Source organism: Clostridium aestuarii (assembly GCF_026735135.1).
GTDB lineage: Bacteria > Bacillota > Clostridia > Clostridiales > Clostridiaceae > Clostridium_H > Clostridium_H aestuarii.
Window position 1 is genome coordinate 1 of sequence record NZ_JAPQER010000009.1, and the last position, 19,446, is coordinate 19,446.

Below are 19,446 nucleotides of genomic sequence, written 5' to 3' on the forward strand. Positions count from 1 at the left end.
TTATGAATAATGTTCAATTAGCTTCATTAGCAGTAAGCTTAGGAGATACTGAAACATTAATTCAACATCCAGCATCAATGACTCATTCACCATATACTGCAGAAGAAAGAGCAGCAGCAGGAATAAGTGATGGATTAGTTAGATTATCAGTTGGTCTTGAAACTGCAGAAGATATAATTGCTGATTTAAAACAAGCTTTAGATTTAATAGTAAAATAGAAGTTAAAGTATAATTTTAAATTAATTATTAAACAGTATTTATTTAAATTGAATTTCAGAATCAATTGTAAGAAAAAATAGTTCTTACAATTGATTCTATATAAAAATAAAAAACATTTGAATATAGTATTATATGTTTTTGGAGTATATGTTTGTTTTTGGAATATATGTAAACCTTTTCGGGTAGTTTTTATTAAGTATGTAATATATAATTACTTTACAATGGAATTATAAATAAAAAATTTTAATTTATTTAAGGAGGAATTATTCATGGGTGATAACTCAAAAAAGCCAATAGCTAATGGAATGGCACTGATACCATTTGTAGTTTTCGTAGCAATTTATCTTGGAAGTGGACTTATACTACAATCTAAAGGTGTAGAATTAGCATTCTATCAGTTTCCAGCACCTGTAGCATGTTTTATTGGTGTTATTGCAGCGTTTGTAATATTAAAAGGAACAATAAATGAAAAGTTTGACTCTTTTATAAAGGGATGCGGTAATCAAGATATAATTATAATGTGTACAATTTATTTATTAGCTGGAGCTTTTGCAGCTGTATCTAAAGCTATGGGAGGCGTAGATTCAACTGTAAACTTAGGATTAACTTATATACCAGCAAATTATATAATGGTAGGGTTGTTTGTTATAGCAGGATTTATTTCAATATCAACAGGTACATCAGTTGGAGCGATAGCAGCTATTACTCCGATTGCTATAGGACTTGCTGATAAATCAGGACTTTCTCTTCCTCTTACATTAGCAGCTGTATGTGGTGGAGCAATGTTTGGAGATAACCTATCAGTAATATCAGATACTACAATTGCAGCAACTAGGACGCAAGGATGTGAAATGAGAGACAAGTTTAAAGTAAATATATTTATTGCGGCACCAGCAGCAATTATAACAATGGTTTTACTTTTCATCTTTGGTCGTCCAGATACTATACCAGCAATGCAAACTTATGATTTTAATATAATAAAAGTTATACCATATATATTTGTATTAGTTGTAGCTTTAATTGGTGTTAACGTTTTCGTTGTACTTACAGGTGGAATATTCCTTTCAGGTATAATAGGATTAGTATATGGTGATTTGACAGTTTTAACTTTTTCACAAAATGTATTTACTGGATTTACAAATATGATAGAAATATTCCTTCTATCAATGCTGACTGGTGGACTTGCTCATATGGTTACAGAAGCAGGCGGAATACAATTCTTGCTAGAGAAGATACAACTTATGATAAAAGGAAAAAAATCAGCAGAATTTGGTATTGGAGCACTTGTTTCTTTAACAGATGCTGCAGTTGCTAATAATACAGTTGCTATCATAATAAATGGACCTATTGCTAAGGAACTTTGTCATACTTATAAAGTAGATCCTCGTAGAAGTGCAGCTATATTGGATACTTTCTCATGTATATTCCAAGGACTTATTCCTTATGGTGCTCAACTTCTAATATTAACAGGATTCACAAAAGGAGCAATTTCTCCTTTCCAAGTAATACCACTACTATGGTATCAACAACTTCTAGCAGTATCGGTTATAGCTTCAATGTTTATACCTTTTGCAGATGGTTTAATAAGGAAACAGCCTTGGAAATGGGATGATGAGAGTGCATCTGCATAAGTTAAATAAAACAATAGTTGATAATTATATTTAATAATTATATAAATAAAGCCCCAATTTGTATAACCCTCAATAAATTCAGGAGTAAGTTAGATAGCAGGTATCTGACTTACTCCTAATTTATATTTAAAAATGTATTTAGAGAAAAACAGATAAAAGTAGGTGAAAAAATGTTTGTTGATTCACATACTCATTTAGATCATTACCAATGTAATGAGATAGAAAGAGCAATTAATCAAATCAATAAGGAAAAAATAATTACTATAAATAATTCTATGGATGTACCTTCATACATTAAAAATTTAAAAATTAGTAAGAACAGCAAATATATTATACCAACATTTGGGATACATCCATGGAATGCACCTAAGTATGTAGATAAATTACAAGAAATAAAAAAATTCATAGATAAAACATCTATAATAGGTGAAATAGGATTAGACTTTTGTTGGGTACAAGATAAAAATGAATATGAAGCTCAAAGAAAAATTTTAAGATTTTTCTTAGAAAAAGCTAAGCAACAGAATAAAATAATTAATCTTCATACTAAGGGTGCAGAAAAAGAGATTTTAGAGCTATTGAATAAATATGAAATAGAAAAGGCTATAATTCATTGGTATTCAGGGTCAATAGATATTTTGAATAGCATGATTGAAAGAAATTTTTATTTTACTATAGGTGTAGAAGTGACATATTCAGATAAAATAAAAAAAATTGCAGAAAAAATTCCATTAGATAGATTACTTACAGAAACTGATGGACCAGGAGCAGAAGAGTGGCTAACACATAAGAGAGGAATGCCTATATTAATAAAAAACGTTATAAAGGATTTAGCGGATATAAAAAAAATACCTTTAGAAAGTATGAACAACATAGTTATAGAAAATTTTAAAAGAATAATACCAAAGAATATTTTAAATGGTTTATAATATATAGTGAAATAAACTTAGAATATGAAAAAAATTGACATATATATTTTTATTATATAAGATATAAATGTATGTAAAAATTATAATGAAAAGGGGGAGCCAATGTTATTGGTTGAGAGGAAATTTAAAATTTCGACCCTTATAACCTGAACTGGATAATGCCAGCGGAGGGAAGATATCAATCTATATTTGAAATATTTATGATATTAAGTAGATATATCTCTTCATCCAGTTTAAGGATGGAGAGATTTTTTTATTTAAAAATATAATAGAGGGAAAGGAAGTTGTTAAAATGAAAAATGTTAATGTTAGTCTTCAGGTTTTACCTGTAGTAGAAGAAGAAAGAATCTACCCTGTAGTTGATAGAGTTATAGAGTATATTGATTCTTGTGGAGTAAAATATGAAGTTGGTCCTATGGAAACTACTATGGAAGGTGACTTAGATGAGCTTTTAGAAATAGTAAAAAAAGCTCAAGACATATGTGTTAAAGAAGGAGCAGCAAGAGTTGTTTCTGTTATAAAAATAGATTATAAACCTGAAGGCGTGACAATGAATGAAAAAACGTATAAATATAAAAAATAAGGTTATACCAATATTGTTTCAAATAATTTTATTGTTTATATGGCAGTTGGTTGTAGATAGAGGTGTTATTGAAAGATATATCCTTCCATCACCTATAGATGTCATATCAGCATTAATTGATATATTACCCAACATAAAGGTCCATATTTACATTACTCTTAAGGAAGCTATGCTGGGATTTATTATATCTATTATTTTAGCGGTAATATTAGCACTGCTTATGGATAATGTAAAAATTATAAGAAGAAGTATTTATCCTATATTGGTTATATCACAAACAATACCTATTATTGTATTGGCTCCATTGTTTGCAATGTGGTTTGGGTTTGGTATGCAACCTAAGATTATAATTGTAGTTTTAGTATGTTTTTTTCCTATAGTTATAAGCCTCATGGATGGATTAAATTCTGTAGATAAGGATATGATTAATCTTTTAAAATCTATGGGAGCAAATAAACTTCAGATTTTTAAAATTGTAAAATTCCCAGCATCAATAGTTAACTTTTTTTCTGGGCTCAGAATTGCGGCAACCTACAGCATAATGGGAGCGGTAATTGGAGAATGGGTAGGAGCGGATAAAGGTCTTGGTTTCTATATGATAAGAGTTAAGCATTCTTTTGCTATAGATAAGGTTTTTGCTGTTGTTCTAATTATCATAGCTTTAAGTATGGTATTGTTTGGAATATTATATTTGATTCAATATATATTAATGCCTTGGAATAGAAATTCTAATATTGATTCCTAAAATATAATTATGGAGGTAATGAAATGAAAAAGAAGATTATATCATTAATTGCAATGGTTACACTTGCTACTGCGGTATTTGTAGGATGTGGCAACAATGCAGCCGATAAAAAGGATGTAACTAAAAAAACTGAAGAGTTAAAAAAGATAACGGTTGTATTGGACTGGGTTCCTAATACTAATCATACTGGATTATATGTAGCTAAAGATAAAGGGTATTATGCAGAAGAAGGATTAGACGTAAATATAATTCAACCTTCAGAGGGTGGATCAGCAGATTTAATTGCAGCTAAAAAAGGTGAGTTCGGAATAAGTTATCAAGAACAAGTAACGTATGCAAGAACAGCAGAAAATCCATTACCTATTAAAGCTATTGCAGCTGTTATACAACATAATACATCAGGATTTGCTTCGCCAAAAGAAAAAAATATAATTTCACCAAAAGATTTTGAAGGAAAAACTTATGGTGGTTGGGGTTCACCTTCAGAAGAAAAGATATTAAAAGCTATAATGGAAAATAACGGAGCAGATTTTTCTAAACTTAAAATGATAAATTTAGGTTCGGATGATTTCTTTACAGTTACTAAAAAGAATGTAGATTTTGAATGGATTTTTTACGGATGGACAGGAATTGAATCAGAACTTAAAGGTTTCCCAATTAATTATATAGAATTACGTAAATTAGATAAAAGAATGGATTACTATACTCCAGTTATAATAGCAAATGAGGATACACTTAAAAATAATCCAGAATTAGTAAAGAAATTCTTAAAGGCTACAACAAAAGGATATGAATACTGCATGGAAAAGCCAGAAGAAGCAGCTAAAATTTTAGTTAAATCTGTACCTGAAATAGATGAAAAGCTTGCTGTTGCAAGCCAAAAATATTTAGCTGATAAATATAAAGCAGATGCTAACAAATGGGGAGAAATGAAAGAAGAGGTTTGGAATAATTATACTAAATTCCTTTATGAAAAAGGCTTAATTCCTAAAGATATGGATGGAAAAGAGGCTTTTACTAATGAGTATTTACCAGAATAAAAAGTTGAAACAAAAACTTAAGGTAGAAAATATAAAAAAACGTTTTGAGACTGTACAAATAATAGAAGATATAAGTTTTTGTGTAAATCAAAATGAATTTGTAAGTTTACTTGGACCAAGTGGTAGTGGTAAAAGTACTATATTTAATATAGTTTCAGGACTTCTAGAAGCTGATAGTGGAGAGGTTATAATAGATGGCGAAAAGTGTACTGGCAAAACAGGACGTGTAAGTTATATGTATCAAAAGGATTTACTTCTTCCTTGGAAAAAAATAATCGATAATACAGCTATGCCTCTTGTTTTGAAAGGGGAAAAGCTTAGTTTTGCGAGAAAAGAAGCAGCAAAATATTTTAAAACTTTTGGACTTGAAGGTTTTGAAGAAAAATATCCTCATCAATTATCAGGTGGTATGAGACAAAGAGCAGCGCTCCTTAGAACCTATATGTTTTCTAAGGATATAATGCTCCTTGATGAGCCGTTTGGTGCTTTAGATGCTATAACAAGAGGTAAAATGCACTTTTGGCTTTTGAATGTAATGGAAAATTTAAATTCTACAGTAGTATTTATTACTCATGATATCGAAGAAGCTATTTTTTTATCAGATAGGATATATATTTTATCTGATAAACCCGCAAAGATAAAGGAAGAAATAAAAGTTGACCTTCCAAATAGAAAAAGTAAGGATATTGTTACTTCAGAGGCGTTTAATATTATAAAAAGAAAAATATTAAATGCATTATAAAAACATCCTATAGGGTAGAAATTTTTAGCTTCTACCCTATAGGATGAATTTTATTTTATATTTTGAAATAATTTTTTAGCTTACTCCTTTAGTATTGAAAAAATCTTTATATTGAAAATCAGTTTTTAATATATGCTGTTGTATCCATTTCTCAATAAATGTAAGCATATCTAATATAGAGTGTTTTTGTTCAAAATCAATATTTTCCTCGTCGTATTCATTGATTTTATTTATAAATGATTTATGCTCTAATCTATGTAATTTAAATTCTAAAGAATTATACTCATGTTTATTTAATAGTTGCTCTTCACTTTCAAAATGATAAGAGGTGTATTCTTTAAGTTCATCAAGAATAGTCATTATTTCATCATAATGATCATAATCATCATCTAATTGTACAATTTCATATAATTTTCTACCTAAAGCAAACAATTTTTTATGTTGTTTGTTGATTTCTTCAACTCCAACAGAATATTCATCTTTCCATTTAAACATTTTGTATCAGCTCCTTGTTTTTTTATAAATATGATTAATAACATATAATAACCTTTTATATTATTTTCGTTTTTTATATTTAAAAATTAATAACAATGTGATTATTGCTAATGAAAATATAAATAATTTATTATTTACAGTTTTATTAATTATATTTTGGTTTTTAGAAATTTCAAAGACTAAATTTTCTTTTGGAAGTTTTTTAAATTGTCCTTCATAAATATTTTCCTCAGCATTTTTTAGGTCTAATGTACTGTTAGTAAGAGTAAAATCTTTTGGAACTTTAATTGTAATATTTAAATCATTAAAATCTTTCCAATATGATGCTGGTTCTAAAAAATAGTAGTAAATATACTTATTATAAACATGAGGATCACCAGATTCATATCTATCTCTACCACCTTCTTGATAATAGGATACTTTTAGTTTATGCTCTGTATTTGGCTGTAATGTAAGGTTAAATAATATCAATTCTACAATTTCATTATTGTTATCATTTTTTTCATAATCTTTTATGTTAAAATCTGAATTATTCAAAGACTTGTCCATTTCTGCAAGAATATCTTTAAAGGATAAATTACCGCAAGTGTTACTATCAATTTTTTTATACAATCCCTTGCCTTCAAATCCATCGGTACTATCAAAGCTAAGAGTATCTATTTTTTTTATGGTTTTTTCAATTTTATTTCCATCAAAGGTCACAATAATATTTTGAGATTGTTTATCTTTTTCCCATGTATTAAGATGCCCCCCTACAAAGGGAAAAGCTACAGGAATATTTTGAATTTGATTAGTTACATTTTTCATATTATAAATAGCGGTAACTTTAGCTGTGCTATATCTATCTGTATTAATATCGTATATAAGTTTTTCACTTAAGATTTCAATTGAATTACTCTTAAGTGGAACAGCATTAAAACCAGGTGCAGGTTCTTCACGCCAAGGACCGCTATTAGCAAATACAGGAGTACATAAAATACAAAGAAGTGAACAAAGCAATAGTATTAATTTTTTCATTTTGGTTCTCCTTTTAGTGATGAAAAATATTTTTAAATTAAGTATATTTTATCATATAAACCGTATTTTGTAATAGAATCTAAATTTAATAATATTGCTTTGTAATATTATTGGTATATCTTTGTTAGATCGATATTTTTGTAATAGGTATTTAGTATATTTTTAAAATTTTCACCATGTCGACCTAGATACATCGCACCATATTGGCTCATACCTACACCGTGTCCAAAACCGCCTCCATATATGTTGAAAGTATTGTTGACTTTTTCTATTGAAAAGAAGGAAGAAGGTAGAGTAGACCAATTTTCTAAAGTTTTTTCATTTAAGAGTATTATTTTTGATATTTGGTTATTTATATCAGGTGAATTTTTAAAACAGCGTCTAACGAAGGTATCTTTTTTTACATTTATAATAACATTTTCAAATATAAAAGATATTTCTAAAATATTTCCACCAGCACTTCTATTTATAATTTTTATATCTTGTAAATTCTTAAATTCTTTAGGTAAACGTTTGAGTTTTTTAGGATGATTATTATTTTTAAATATAGTTATATATTTTGCTGAGGATTTATATATATTTCTTAAATTTATGTTTAGATTTTTTTCAAGAGAAGTTTTATTAAAATAAACCTTCCATCTAAAATAAGAAGAATTATTATCATAAGTATCTAAAGTTGTATTTTTATAAAATTCAAGCCATTCTTTTTCGTTGGATGGTGTATGTTTAGTATTTATAAGGTAATTATTAGTTTTTAAATAAGGCTTGTTATCACTAGAACCATCACTGTTGAACCAGATGTTTTTATAATTCACACCCATACCACAGGAGGTAGAGTAATATTTTGCATCAATAGGTTTATTATTATAGGTCATTATAAGTCCAGAAGTAGCTTTAACAGCTTTAGTTGAAGCTTCTTGAGAAGGTATATTATTATAAACTTGACTCCTAGTGCTGTCATCTACATAAAAGCCTAAATTTGCAAAACGACTATTCATCATATCGGAAATAGCATAAGTTCTAGCTGCTACTGATTGACATTTTAAAGCTTCAAGGCCACCCCATATTGGCATTTCAGAAGGAACTACCTTACATAAATAATCTTCTAAGTTTATTTCGTTTATTATTGTCATTCCTTTTTTAGTTGGATAAACTTCAACAATTCCACTATAAGTTGGATTAAATACTGGATAACCTCTTGTTATATTAGTTAAGGTTAAAGAATCACCTTTGATGTATAATCTAGTATGAAAGCTTTTGCTAACAGCATTATATGACAATTTTATAGTGTCTTCTTCAAAATTAATCATCAATTTTGAGTTTTTAGGAAGGTTTAACGAAAAATTTTCATCTATGCTATAAATCTTTGTGGGACATTTACACGCTATTTCTATATTTTTATGATATACTGATGCAAAATTAGAAGTAGATATGGCAACTCTGGTGGTAGAATAATCTATAGGATAAATAAAAAACGTTCGTAGCTTGTTATTATATACAAAAGATTTAACATTATTTTTTCCAACTATTATATCTCTGTTTGTTCCTAAACTTATATTGTTGTTTTCATCTATTTTATAAAAAGTAGCTTTTGAGAATAATTTTTTTGAACCTACTTTCTCAAGTTCATAGCAATTATTTTCTTTTATTATTATTCTATTTGATAAAGATTCAGCTAGTTTAAAATCAAAAACATTGAAAGCATTATATTTAAAGCAAATTACACTATATTTAGGGAAAGATAAGTTGGAAACTTTGATTTCTTTTAATTTACCGTTGATATACATAATAGAATAATCAGGGGTGCTTTCAATAAGTACACCATGAATTATCTTTCTAGGAAAAAACAATGTTAAAATAATGGTTATAGAAAAAATAATTAAAATTACTGAACTTTTTTTCATAATAAATTACCTCATTTATAATATAGTGTTATAGTAAAAACATATCCAATTAGTAAAGATTTTATTACTTGTAAATTAACAAAACTATATATTAGTATATAATATATAGTAAAAGGAATTTACATAAGTTCCTTTATTTGCTATAGTTATATTTGGGAAAGAATAATAAAAGATAAAATGAAGAGTTACATAAAATTAATTATATGATATAAATAAATGTTTAAAAGAGTTTAAATTAAGGGAATATAACTTAAAGAAAAAGATAAAAATATTGTTAGTTATAGATTCCATAACTTTTATTATTTTTCAGAAATTATTTAGATAAATAAAACAAACTAAAAATTATAGTAGTTTGTAGGCAATACTAGGAGGAAGAAATGCAGGATGTATATCAAGAAAATATAACTTGTAAAATTAAAGAAGTTACTAAAATAGGAACATTATCACTTACAATACCTGCTGTAAGTATGATATATCCTAAATTAAATCAGCTTACAGGTGAGGAACAAGTTATAACAACTTTTATAGATGATATTATACCTTTTAATAAATATTTTGTACTCCCATATATATCATGGTATGCATATGTAGCCTTTTTTTTGTTTTCATTATGCATATTAGATAAAGAAAGATATTTCAAGTTGTTGATAAGTTTAAATGTGGGGATGATAATTTGCTATGGCATATATTATTTTTATCCAACTTATGTACCAAGACCTTTCGTAGAAGAAGAGGATATATTTGATAAACTAGTTTTGTGGGTATATAAAAGAGATAATCCGTATAATTGTATGCCAAGTATTCATGTGTTAAATTCATTATTAGTTGTTTTGTATGTAGGTTTTTCAAATAAAGTCAAAATGATATCACTAAAAGTAATTTGTATTATAATCGGGTTACTTATAATTTTATCTACTATGTTTATGAAACAACACCATTTTATAGATGTTATTACAGCAATAGCTTTATCTGTAGGATTATATTTTTTCATTAATAAATTATGGAATATAAGAAAAAAACATTAACAAATAATTTGTTAATGTTTTTTATATTTCTCTCAAATCAAAATCAGGTATAAAGCTTTCAGAAGCTGTTCCAAATTCTTGTATAAATGCTTTGGTTATACCTAATTTCATACAATAATTTATCAATGAATCATAGTGTTTAGGGTTAATTTTTTTATTTATTTCAGGATATTTATAGGAATTGTACATTGGAGTATATTGATTCATTAAGCTAATGTATACTGAATTCCCAAAAGTATTATATATATAATCTATTACCTTTTTTGAGTCAAACAAAAGTCCAGGAAGCATAAGATGACGAATAATCATTCCTTTTATCATTAATCCATCTTTATTAAATTTAGGTCTACCAACCTGAGAAAACATTTCAGATATTACCATAGATGCTATTTTAAAGTAATTTGCAGAACTAGAATATTTAATAGAATATTTATCACTAAAATATTTAAAATCTGGTAAGTATATATCTATATATTTATTTAATAATTTTATAGTTTCGATGTTTTCATAACCATTAGAATTATAAACTATAGGAATTATTAGTCCATTATTTTTTGCTATTTTTAAAGCAGAGATTATTTGAGGTACAAAATGAGTAGGAGTAACTAAATTTATGTTATGTGCACCTTTTTGTTGTTGTTCTAAAAAAATATCACTTAATCTTTTTATAGAAATTTCTTTGCCGATTCCACCGTTACTTATAATATGATTTTGACAAAAAACACATTTAAGATTGCAGTTAGAAAAAAATATTGTCCCAGAACCATTAGTTCCAGATATACAAGGTTCTTCCCAAGTGTGAAGTGACACTCTTGCAATTTTTATGTTTTTACCTGAATTGCAAAATCCAACATCTCCTTTTAGTCTATTAATACTGCAGTTGCGTGGGCATAAAGTGCAACTTTTGAGTATGTTCATCAAGTTAAATTTTTTATTCAATTATTTCACGTCCTTTATTTGTCCACTTTTCAAAATTAACTGTAAAGTGTAAATCTATAAATGTCAATCATATTTAATGTGAAAAATTAAAGGTTAATACAGTTAGCTAACTTTTTTTAGGCTTTTTCTGTGTTTAAAATAAAAAACTAGACACTGTATTATAAAAACAAGGCTTATAGCACCAAATGCAGGATAAATATAACTTATTAAGTTTACAAAACCAAATTGTGATATAGGTATTGCTATTAGTAAAACAATAATTACTGAGGATTTGTATGGTATTTTAAATACATGTTCTAATGTTTTACTTATACTATATATATCAGAAACTTCGGTTGAAAACATTTCCATCCACATAATACATAAAAGCATTAATTGAATTAAAAAACCAAAACGATTGGCTACATAAAGCAAAGGTATGTCGTATTTAAATATATTTGGTATATTCATTAACAACATGAAATTTATCATAAAGGATAATGCAGTTAAGATTAATGAGCCTATTGCTACTCCAGATAATAGTTGCTTTTTAGATTTGATTTCAGAGCTTAATGGTACTAAGACTCCACTACATGATATAATATTGAATCCTGCATATAATAAACTAGAGATAAGCCAATTATTACTATAACTTGGAATGCTTTTTATATAAGATACACTAACTATTTCTTTTGATAGTGATATAAATAGTATAAAAATTGTAGTGATTATAGTGATTAAACAAGGAACAATAAACGAATTTATTTCTATAAGACCTTCAGTACCCTTAAGAAGTACAAATAAAGAAACAATAGCCATTAAGATTATTCCAAACCATTTAGAAATATGAAAATATTGAGATAATAAAGCACCACTTCCAGCTAAGATTATTGATGCTCCACTAATTAGAAAGATTCCTGTAAGAAAATCAGTTACTTGACCTAAAAAACCTGGACTTACCATTTTTATAAATTCATTATAAGATTTTAAATTATATTTAATACTTATATGTACAATAATAAAGCCCATAGATATATAAATTATTAAACATATTAATATTCCTATAAAACTTTTGTATCCACATCTAGAAAAAAATAAAGTAATTTCTTCGCCCGAGGCTAGTCCAGCTCCTACAATTGTTCCTATGAAGACTGCAGCTAGTTGAAAGGTTAAAGTTAAATTTTTTTTCAAAATATTCCCTCCATATAAAATTTATAATGGTTTTCTTTATAAATATATAAATATTAATAAAAATAATGATAATAATATAAATTAAATTTTTATTTTAGTGGAAAAATAGATTTATACTTTATATAAAGATAGGTGAGATAAAATATGAAAAAGTTTTTAAGTTATACCTTGGTGGGTCTAATGTTTTTTACTTTAGTAGGGTGTAGTAAGAAAAAAGAGGTTGAGGATGTTAAAAAGAAAGATGATTTTGAGATAAAAATGGCTATTAATACTATAGATAAGTATATGGATAGTATTGAAAAAGAAAAATATGAAGAACTAAATAAACTTTTAACTGAAGACGTAAAAAGTAGCGAAAAGGATTTAAAAATAAATGAGCTAAAAATTAGAGGATATAAATTGGATGAAATTACGGAAACAGATAGAGAAGGAATTTTCAAGATAAATGTTATAAAATCTAATATTAATAAACCAGAAACTTTATTAATTGAAAGTATAATAAACGTTGTAAAAGATGGAACAGATTATAAAATAAGTAAAATTTCAAATTCCATGAAAAAAGAGGTGTTTTATTTATATGGAGAGCTGAGAATTAGAAATGAAAATAAAGTTGATACAAATTTAGTTATAAATATGGAAGGTGTACCTAAATATGCTTATAGCAAGGATGATAAAGCTAAAATGGAGATGCAGTTAGTTCCTAAAAAAAATTTTGGAGCAATAGATTTTAGCTATGAGGGAGATAAATTGGCATTTACAACAGTTGATAATGATGTGTTTATAGCAATTTTAACATTGGATGAAACTATGCAAACGCAAGGGGAAAGTCAAGGGAAAGAAGCTAAAGATGAAAAAGAAGGAAAACTTATAAGAGAAAAACCTATAGGTAAACAAATAGTAGCTTGTGATTTTTTAAGAAATTGTAAAATAGAAGGAATGTTTTTTTCAGAAGATGAACGGTATCTAATAGTACAGTATAAAACAACTGATAATAAAATGTGTATAAGAATTTATAATTGTGATAGTGGAGAACTTGTACCTATAAAATTTGAAGAAGAATATCCTTTAAACAAAGTTGGGGTTAAATTTTTAAAATTAAAAAAAGATAAAATGATATATCAAGTTAATCCTGTAAAGCAAGAATATAAAGATAATGAATATATAGGCATGTGGGAACTGGATTTTAAGGAATTTAAGCCAAAGAGAATTGAAAAGTGATTTTAAGCAAAGGTGTCTTTAGTGTATAATTGCTATGGACACCATTTGGTAAGTGGAAAATTTTAAAAGCGTATAATATTTATATTATAAAAGGGAGAAAAGTATGAGAAAAAAATGGGGAGAAAAAAGATATTATAATTTAAATTATTTTTTGAGAAATAAATTTGGAGAGAAAGTATTTAAAATATCTTTAGATGCAGGATTTTCTTGTCCTAATCGAGATGGTACTATAAGTAGCGGGGGATGTGTTTACTGTAGTGAAAGGGGATCTGGTGATTTTTCAGGTGATAGAAACTTTTCTATAACTCATCAGTTTGAAGATATTAAAAGTATGATGAATAGAAAGTGGAAAACTGGAAAATATATTGCATATTTTCAAGCGTATACAAATACTTATGCTAATGTAGAAGAACTAAGAAAAAAATATGAAGAAGCTGTATCCCAAGAAGGGGTTGTAGCATTGGCTATTGCTACAAGGCCTGATTGTTTGTCAAAAGAGGTTATAAATTTAATAAATGAGTATAATGATAGATTGTATACATGGGTAGAGCTAGGTCTTCAAACAATAAATGAACAAACCGCTAAACTCATAAATAGAGGATATTCTCTTGAAATTTTTGAAGATGCAGTAACGAGACTTAGAGAAAAAAAAATTGATGTTGTAGTGCATACTATTTTTGGATTACCTAGTGAAAGTGGAGAAGATATGCTTAATACTATAAAATACCTTGCACATAAGGATATTCAAGGTATAAAAATACATTTATTGCACCTGCTTAAGGGAACTCCATTAGTTAAATTATATGAACAAGGACAACTACGTTTTTTAGAACAAGATGAATACATAGATTTAATTTGTAAAGCGGTTACTCTAATACCTCAAAATATTGTTATTCATAGATTAACAGGTGATGGACCTCGAAATCTAATGATTGGACCTATGTGGAGTTTGAAAAAATGGGAAGTATTGAATGCTATAGATAGGAAACTAGAGTTGGAGGATTTGTATCAAGGTAAAAAAATTGAATAGTATAAAGAAAAAATATTATTTAGTTTAGATGCTTATGCTAAATTTAGTTGATGATGAACCTAAATGTTTTGTCTGAGTTAAAGAAGTTGAGAGCGGACATGCTCTGAGAGTAAGATAATATAGTATGTCCATTCTCAACTTTTAAACTGTTTTAGCGTGGCGAGAGTATCTAAAATATAAAAAATGTTTTCTGTTTTTTCAATGGTGGTGAAAATATTTATACAACTTCTTCTATAAGCTCTGAATATGTATGTATATATTTATCGGCAATTTTTAATATATCATTTTTTTGATATTCTGAATACTCATCATGTATACCTACTACTTTCATGCCGGCTGCTTTAGCACCTTTTACAGCAGGGAGAATATCTTCAAAAACAATACAGTTGTTAGGAGCGACTCCTAATCGTTTAGCGGTTAACAAATAAATATCTGGGAAATGTTTTCCTCTAGATACTTCGTCAGTTGTAGCAATTACATCAAAATATTCATATATTCCGTTTGCTCTAAGAGCTGTTTCGAGTAGTAAGGAAGTGTTACTAGTAGCTAGTCCTATTTTTATATTCATGGATTTTAATATATCTAAGTAGAGTTTAACACCATTTTTAAGATGTACGTTGTTTTTATATTCTTGGAAAGCCATAGTGTTCCATTCATCCATTATATCTTCTATGCTTTCATTTAAGTTAAATGTTTTTTTAAAATATAGAGCCACTTCTTCAAAACTAAGATGTTCAATCTGAGATTTTAAATTTTTAGGGCAATCTATGTTCCTTTTTTTTAAGAAGTCTATATCGATTTCACTCCAAATCCACATAGAATCAACTAAAGTTCCATCCATATCAAATATTGCACCTTTAATATTAGTTAGCATATATGTCACCTCTTTATATGATAATTAGTTTTATTTTTATATTAAATAAGATAATAGACTGATACAGAAGTAATGGTTCCTAAAAAAGTTCCTGCTAAAACATCAGTAGGGTAGTGTACTCCGAAATACATTCTTGAAATACCAACACAACAAGCTAAGAATATACTTCCTTGAGTCATACTTGGATAAAACAATGAAGTTGTGACAGCCATTGAAAAGGCTGCTGTAGTATGACCAGAAGGAAAAGAATAGTTATCAATTTCTATTTTGTTTATTTTAAGATTACTTATTTTTAAAAAAGGACGAATTCTATTCACAGAAGTTTTAATTAATCTAACTACAGCTGAACTACATACTAATGATATACAAGAATTTATTCCTAGTGAATGTATTGTTTTATTAGGAGTTAAGATAGTAATAATACAAAACAATACTGAAAATAATATAGAACCTAAATAAGTTATAGGAAACATGATATAATCTAATATTTTACAATGAAGAGAAGAATTTATAATTTTTAATAGAGCGATGTCTTTATTTTCAATTTGTTTTAATATATTCAAAATGCACCTCCTAATTGATATCAATACTACTATTTTAGCATATTTTAATTTTATATTATATATATAAAATTATTATAGCTATCTTGATTTTACAATATATTTGTTAATAATATATTCTAGAAAGTTTAAAATTATATTAAAATATTACAAAGTAACCTTATTTATAAGTATTAGGAAATAGAAGTTTTGGTATAGAAACAATCATAAGATTTTACTTTAGAAATGTTTTTGCAAAAAATGAAAAAGAGTTATTTTATAAATAACTCTTTGGTCGGGGTGGCAGGTCTCGAACCCGCGGCCTCATGGTCCCAAACCATGCGCGCTACCATCTGCGCTACACCCCGTCAACAAACAATATTATATAACGTTATTAAAGAAAAGTCAATAAAAAAATTAAATTATTTATTATTCGATGTTTTTTTATTAGAAATAGTGTAAACATTACTACTGTTTATAGAAGTGGAATTAAAGTAGGTTTCCTTTGTTGTAGAAAGATACATAGCGTAGTTTATCCCGTTATCACCATCTTTTAATCCTTTGATTTCGATTTTACCTTTCGTTGGTATTTTTAAAACTTTAGGTTTATGAGTAAGCTCAATTGTATTAGATACAGGTTTATTATCAACTAAAACTTGTATACAATCACTGTCTTCATTAGCATAATCCCATATGAAAATATTCATTTCAGAATCTTTTGTGTTTAATTCTATTTTATAGTTTTTGGCAGAAAGTTGCTGATCAGTTTTTAACATTGGTGTACCTGGAGTAATGTTTTTAACAATACCTTTGTTTACAGCAGCTATACCACTAGGGGGAGTTGTTAATAATAAATAAATATTTAAGCCTATATTAGAAACCCAAGTGATAGAAAAAACTAAGCAAAATATTGAAGTAAGTTTGGTTAGTTTTTTGAGTTTGAATACTTTTATAGCTAAGAATAATAGAAATGTAATGATTGTTCCTGATATACTTATTCCAAATAATATATTTAGTATGGTGTTGATCATGTCTTTGTTAAACATTTACAATTCTCCTTGTTATGATTTTTTATAAATAATTATAAAATAATTTTTAATATGGTTTAATTAGATTATAATTATGATTTAATAACAAAAAAGTAGTTATATATTAAATTATATACCATAAAATAGTACAGCAGTAAATAATTTTGAAAAATAATTAGTATTTCTATATAAAAAAAGAACCTATTATATATTTAGGTTCATTTATCTTTGTCAGTAATTCCTCTTGTTGGAACTATAGATATAGTAAATCCAACTAGTAGTGACACTAAAGCAGGAGCTATTATATTTAAATATACTATAAAACGAGTTTTATAAAGTACAAGAGCAGTAAGTGATGTTATTAATACAGATGCTATAAATATGTATATAACAAATTTTCCAAAAGAACTTAAGTATTTTTCATATATTTTATGTCTAGTAGGTCCACTTATTACAGTTTTAAATAGATAGTATGAAGTTAATATTAGAATAATATCTACTGAACTAGAAATTAAAAAATTTTTCATTAGGACACCTCCTAAAAATATGATATATATATTTTCCCCTATTTAGTTATTTTTATGTTTCAATTTATATAATAAAAAATTTATTTTATGTTTTAAATAGGTATTGTTTGACAAAAATTACAAATGAATATATAATCATAAATAAAATTGCAAATGATATGCATTTTTAATTAGAAAGATATCTATTCATTATAAAAATAAAAGGAGAGTTCTATGAGTAACATAATTGAAATAATTAAGGCTAGTGTTTATTATGATGATGTTTGTGCACTAAAAAATATTAATTTACAAGTTAAAAATAAGGAGTTTTTAGCGGTTTTAGGACCTAACGGAGGGGGAAAAAGTACATTACTAAAAGTTATATTAGGACTTGAAAAACTTAATCAGGGTGAAATAAAAATTTTAGGACAATCTCCTAAAAAAACTAGAAATTCAATTGGATATGTTCCCCAATTTTCTAAGTTTGACAGGAAATTTCCTGTAAGTGTTATTGATGTAGTTTTAATGGGGAAACTAGGTGAAAAAATTAAACCCTTTTATAAATATAATAAAGAAAATGAAGAAAAAATTTTTGAAATAATGAACAAATTAAACATATATCATTTAAAGAATAGACAAATTGGTCAATTGTCTGGAGGTCAACTTCAAAAAGTATTAATCGCGAGAGCACTTGTTATGCAGCCACAAATATTACTTTTGGATGAACCAACGGCTAGTCTTGATGCAAAAACAAAAACTCAAATATACCAAATTTTAAAGAAACTTAATAAAGAAATGACAATTATAATTGTGACACATGATATTGGCGTGATTTCAGCATATGTTAATAGCATAGCTTGTGTAAATAAAGAATTATATTACCATGGAAAAGCAGAATTAAGTAATGAGGTTGTTAAAAAGATTTATGGATGTCCTGTTGATTTGATAACTCATGGAACTATTCCACACCGTGTTTTAAAAACTCATGTGGAGGGATTATATGATTAGAGCGTTTATGGAGTATGCATTTATGAGGCATGCCGTATTTAGTGTAATATTGGCAAGTATTGTGTGTGGCATTATAGGAACTATTATTGTAGAAAAAAAATTAGTAATGATGAGTGGTGGAATTGCACACACTGCTTTTGGTGGTATTGGAATGGGATATTTTTTAGGGATAGAACCTATTATAGGTGCGTTGATATTTGCAGTAATGTCTTCTCTTGGAATAGCAAAGATTAATAGGAGCACTAATACTAATTCAGATACTCTAATAGGCATGTTTTGGTCACTTGGAATGGCATTAGGAATCTTATTTATAGCTTTTACTCCGGGTTATCCACCAGATATGACTTCATACCTTTTTGGTAATATTTTAAGAGTTTCAAAAATGGATATAAAAGTTATGATTGTATTAGATATGATTGTAGTATTCCTAGTTATTATGTTATTTAATTATTTTAAAGCTTACTTATTTGATGCAGAATTTACAAGTATATTAGGAATTAATACAGTTTTTTTAGAGTACTTAATTTATGTTTTAATAGCATGTACTATTGTTGTATTAATTAGGGTAGTGGGTATAATTTTGATTATAGCATTACTTACTGTACCACCAGCTATTGCAAAACAATTTACTTATAATCTTAGTAAAATAATGATTACGTCATCACTACTAGGGGTTATGTTTGGATTTGTTGGCCTTGTGATTTCTTATTATTTCAATATAGCTTCAGGAGCTTCAATAATAATAGTGTCAGTAATAGGATATATGATTATATCTGGAATAAAAAAATACTTCATAAAATAAGA

Annotated in this window: 21 protein-coding genes, 1 tRNA gene and 1 riboswitch; of the genes, 12 read left to right on the forward strand and 10 right to left on the reverse strand. The window is 27.0% G+C overall.

What is annotated here, in order from left to right; genetic code table 11:
• The 7 genes from OW763_RS15215 to OW763_RS15245 all read left to right on the forward strand — a co-directional run.
• Window positions 1–218, forward strand: a 218-nt coding sequence (locus OW763_RS15215) for a PLP-dependent transferase (RefSeq protein WP_268042221.1), incomplete at its 5' end; no start/stop codon positions are given.
• 270 nt (window positions 219–488) lie between these two features.
• The gene (locus OW763_RS15220; protein WP_268042223.1) at window positions 489–1,850 is read left to right on the forward strand and encodes a Na+/H+ antiporter NhaC family protein; all 1,362 of its coding nucleotides are present in this window, start codon (window positions 489–491) and stop codon (window positions 1,848–1,850) included.
• A gap of 170 nt (window positions 1,851–2,020) precedes the next feature.
• Window positions 2,021–2,779 (forward strand): TatD family hydrolase, encoded by a 759-nt coding sequence (locus OW763_RS15225; protein WP_268042224.1) that lies wholly within the window; start codon window positions 2,021–2,023, stop codon window positions 2,777–2,779.
• Between the two features lie 82 nt (window positions 2,780–2,861).
• Window positions 2,862–2,971, forward strand: a riboswitch (TPP riboswitch).
• 100 nt (window positions 2,972–3,071) lie between these two features.
• On the forward strand, window positions 3,072–3,362 hold the full coding sequence (locus OW763_RS15230) for a thiamine-binding protein (RefSeq protein ID WP_268042226.1): 291 nt from the start codon (window positions 3,072–3,074) through the stop codon (window positions 3,360–3,362).
• The gene (locus OW763_RS15235) at window positions 3,334–4,107 is read left to right on the forward strand and encodes an ABC transporter permease (RefSeq protein ID WP_268042227.1); all 774 of its coding nucleotides are present in this window, start codon (window positions 3,334–3,336) and stop codon (window positions 4,105–4,107) included. The genes OW763_RS15230 and OW763_RS15235 overlap by 29 nt, the downstream gene beginning before the upstream one ends.
• Window positions 4,108–4,130: 23 nt before the next feature.
• Entirely contained in the window at window positions 4,131–5,147 is a 1,017-nt protein-coding gene (locus tag OW763_RS15240) for an ABC transporter substrate-binding protein (protein ID WP_268042229.1), read from the forward strand.
• Window positions 5,128–5,889: an ABC transporter ATP-binding protein gene (locus tag OW763_RS15245; RefSeq protein WP_268042230.1), complete on the forward strand. Its 762-nt coding sequence runs from the start codon at window positions 5,128–5,130 to the stop codon at window positions 5,887–5,889. Before OW763_RS15240 ends, OW763_RS15245 begins: the two co-directional genes overlap by 20 nt.
• A 75-nt stretch (window positions 5,890–5,964) precedes the next feature.
• Here the strand turns inward: OW763_RS15245 and OW763_RS15250 are convergent, their stop codons facing one another.
• From OW763_RS15250 to OW763_RS15260, 3 genes are all read right to left on the reverse strand, one after another.
• Window positions 5,965–6,384 carry a bacteriohemerythrin gene (locus tag OW763_RS15250; RefSeq protein WP_268042231.1) on the reverse strand — a complete coding sequence of 140 codons (420 nt, stop codon included), beginning with the start codon at window positions 6,382–6,384 and terminating at the stop codon, window positions 5,965–5,967.
• A gap of 60 nt (window positions 6,385–6,444) precedes the next feature.
• On the reverse strand, window positions 6,445–7,401 hold the full coding sequence (locus OW763_RS15255) for a hypothetical protein (RefSeq protein WP_268042232.1): 957 nt from the start codon (window positions 7,399–7,401) through the stop codon (window positions 6,445–6,447).
• Between the two features lie 107 nt (window positions 7,402–7,508).
• Window positions 7,509–9,305, reverse strand: coding sequence for a SpoIID/LytB domain-containing protein (locus OW763_RS15260; protein WP_268042234.1), 1,797 nt, complete (start codon window positions 9,303–9,305; stop codon window positions 7,509–7,511).
• A 377-nt stretch (window positions 9,306–9,682) separates the two neighbouring features.
• On the opposite strand from OW763_RS15260, the gene OW763_RS15265 reads away from it, so the two are divergent.
• Entirely contained in the window at window positions 9,683–10,330 is a 648-nt protein-coding gene (locus OW763_RS15265) for a phosphatase PAP2 family protein (RefSeq protein WP_268042235.1), read from the forward strand.
• Between the two features lie 21 nt (window positions 10,331–10,351).
• Here the strand turns inward: OW763_RS15265 and OW763_RS15270 are convergent, their stop codons facing one another.
• The gene (locus OW763_RS15270; protein ID WP_268042329.1) at window positions 10,352–11,248 is read right to left on the reverse strand and encodes a radical SAM protein; all 897 of its coding nucleotides are present in this window, start codon (window positions 11,246–11,248) and stop codon (window positions 10,352–10,354) included.
• Between the two features lie 123 nt (window positions 11,249–11,371).
• Window positions 11,372–12,442, reverse strand: coding sequence for a YkvI family membrane protein (locus OW763_RS15275; RefSeq protein ID WP_418921805.1), 1,071 nt, complete (start codon window positions 12,440–12,442; stop codon window positions 11,372–11,374).
• Window positions 12,443–12,583: 141 nt separating this feature from the next.
• On the opposite strand from OW763_RS15275, the gene OW763_RS15280 reads away from it, so the two are divergent.
• Window positions 12,584–13,657, forward strand: a complete 1,074-nt coding sequence (locus OW763_RS15280) for a hypothetical protein (protein WP_268042239.1) — start codon at window positions 12,584–12,586, stop codon at window positions 13,655–13,657.
• 103 nt (window positions 13,658–13,760) lie between these two features.
• Complete coding sequence (gene mnmL / locus OW763_RS15285) at window positions 13,761–14,687, forward strand: tRNA modification radical SAM protein MnmL/YtqA (RefSeq protein WP_268042241.1); 927 nt, start codon at window positions 13,761–13,763, stop codon at window positions 14,685–14,687.
• Between the two features lie 217 nt (window positions 14,688–14,904).
• On the opposite strand, the gene OW763_RS15290 is transcribed toward mnmL, so the two are convergent.
• The 5 genes from OW763_RS15290 to OW763_RS15310 all read right to left on the reverse strand — a co-directional run bounded on the left by OW763_RS15290 (window position 14,905) and on the right by OW763_RS15310 (window position 17,655).
• Window positions 14,905–15,561: an HAD family hydrolase gene (locus tag OW763_RS15290; RefSeq protein WP_268042243.1), complete on the reverse strand. Its 657-nt coding sequence runs from the start codon at window positions 15,559–15,561 to the stop codon at window positions 14,905–14,907.
• 41 nt (window positions 15,562–15,602) lie between these two features.
• The gene (locus OW763_RS15295; protein ID WP_268042245.1) at window positions 15,603–16,124 is read right to left on the reverse strand and encodes a phosphatase PAP2 family protein; all 522 of its coding nucleotides are present in this window, start codon (window positions 16,122–16,124) and stop codon (window positions 15,603–15,605) included.
• Window positions 16,125–16,392: 268 nt separating this feature from the next.
• A tRNA-Pro gene (locus OW763_RS15300) sits at window positions 16,393–16,468 on the reverse strand.
• Between the two features lie 54 nt (window positions 16,469–16,522).
• Complete coding sequence (locus OW763_RS15305; RefSeq protein ID WP_268042247.1) at window positions 16,523–17,146, reverse strand: hypothetical protein; 624 nt, start codon at window positions 17,144–17,146, stop codon at window positions 16,523–16,525.
• Window positions 17,147–17,346: 200 nt separating this feature from the next.
• Entirely contained in the window at window positions 17,347–17,655 is a 309-nt protein-coding gene (locus tag OW763_RS15310; protein ID WP_268042249.1) for a hypothetical protein, read from the reverse strand.
• A 213-nt stretch (window positions 17,656–17,868) separates the two neighbouring features.
• On the opposite strand from OW763_RS15310, the gene OW763_RS15315 reads away from it, so the two are divergent.
• Together OW763_RS15315 and OW763_RS15320 are read left to right on the forward strand one after the other, a co-directional pair.
• A complete protein-coding gene (locus tag OW763_RS15315; protein WP_268042251.1) occupies window positions 17,869–18,642 on the forward strand; it encodes a metal ABC transporter ATP-binding protein in 774 nt (257 codons plus the stop codon).
• On the forward strand, window positions 18,635–19,444 hold the full coding sequence (locus OW763_RS15320) for a metal ABC transporter permease (RefSeq protein ID WP_268042253.1): 810 nt from the start codon (window positions 18,635–18,637) through the stop codon (window positions 19,442–19,444). The genes OW763_RS15315 and OW763_RS15320 overlap by 8 nt, the downstream gene beginning before the upstream one ends.
• The last annotated feature ends 2 nt before the right edge of the window (window positions 19,445–19,446 follow it).

What these genes read in the sequence shown, in the direction of transcription:
- OW763_RS15250 (WP_268042231.1), bottom strand. Translation starts at nt 6,384, where the DNA reads ATGTTTAAATGGAAAGATGAATATTCTGTTGGAGTTGAAGAAATCAAC.
- OW763_RS15230 (WP_268042226.1), top strand. Translation starts at nt 3,072, where the DNA reads ATGAAAAATGTTAATGTTAGTCTTCAGGTTTTACCTGTAGTAGAAGAA.
- OW763_RS15315 (WP_268042251.1), top strand. Translation starts at nt 17,869, where the DNA reads ATGAGTAACATAATTGAAATAATTAAGGCTAGTGTTTATTATGATGAT.
- OW763_RS15225 (WP_268042224.1), top strand. Translation starts at nt 2,021, where the DNA reads ATGTTTGTTGATTCACATACTCATTTAGATCATTACCAATGTAATGAG.
- OW763_RS15310 (WP_268042249.1), bottom strand. Translation starts at nt 17,655, where the DNA reads ATGAAAAATTTTTTAATTTCTAGTTCAGTAGATATTATTCTAATATTA.
- OW763_RS15305 (WP_268042247.1), bottom strand. Translation starts at nt 17,146, where the DNA reads ATGTTTAACAAAGACATGATCAACACCATACTAAATATATTATTTGGA.
- OW763_RS15220 (WP_268042223.1), top strand. Translation starts at nt 489, where the DNA reads ATGGGTGATAACTCAAAAAAGCCAATAGCTAATGGAATGGCACTGATA.
- OW763_RS15270 (WP_268042329.1), bottom strand. Translation starts at nt 11,248, where the DNA reads ATGAACATACTCAAAAGTTGCACTTTATGCCCACGCAACTGCAGTATT.
- OW763_RS15280 (WP_268042239.1), top strand. Translation starts at nt 12,584, where the DNA reads ATGAAAAAGTTTTTAAGTTATACCTTGGTGGGTCTAATGTTTTTTACT.
- OW763_RS15255 (WP_268042232.1), bottom strand. Translation starts at nt 7,401, where the DNA reads ATGAAAAAATTAATACTATTGCTTTGTTCACTTCTTTGTATTTTATGT.
- OW763_RS15260 (WP_268042234.1), bottom strand. Translation starts at nt 9,305, where the DNA reads ATGAAAAAAAGTTCAGTAATTTTAATTATTTTTTCTATAACCATTATT.
- OW763_RS15240 (WP_268042229.1), top strand. Translation starts at nt 4,131, where the DNA reads ATGAAAAAGAAGATTATATCATTAATTGCAATGGTTACACTTGCTACT.
- OW763_RS15245 (WP_268042230.1), top strand. Translation starts at nt 5,128, where the DNA reads ATGAGTATTTACCAGAATAAAAAGTTGAAACAAAAACTTAAGGTAGAA.
- mnmL (WP_268042241.1), top strand. Translation starts at nt 13,761, where the DNA reads ATGAGAAAAAAATGGGGAGAAAAAAGATATTATAATTTAAATTATTTT.
- OW763_RS15290 (WP_268042243.1), bottom strand. Translation starts at nt 15,561, where the DNA reads ATGCTAACTAATATTAAAGGTGCAATATTTGATATGGATGGAACTTTA.
- OW763_RS15265 (WP_268042235.1), top strand. Translation starts at nt 9,683, where the DNA reads ATGCAGGATGTATATCAAGAAAATATAACTTGTAAAATTAAAGAAGTT.
- OW763_RS15235 (WP_268042227.1), top strand. Translation starts at nt 3,334, where the DNA reads ATGAAAAAACGTATAAATATAAAAAATAAGGTTATACCAATATTGTTT.
- OW763_RS15320 (WP_268042253.1), top strand. Translation starts at nt 18,635, where the DNA reads ATGATTAGAGCGTTTATGGAGTATGCATTTATGAGGCATGCCGTATTT.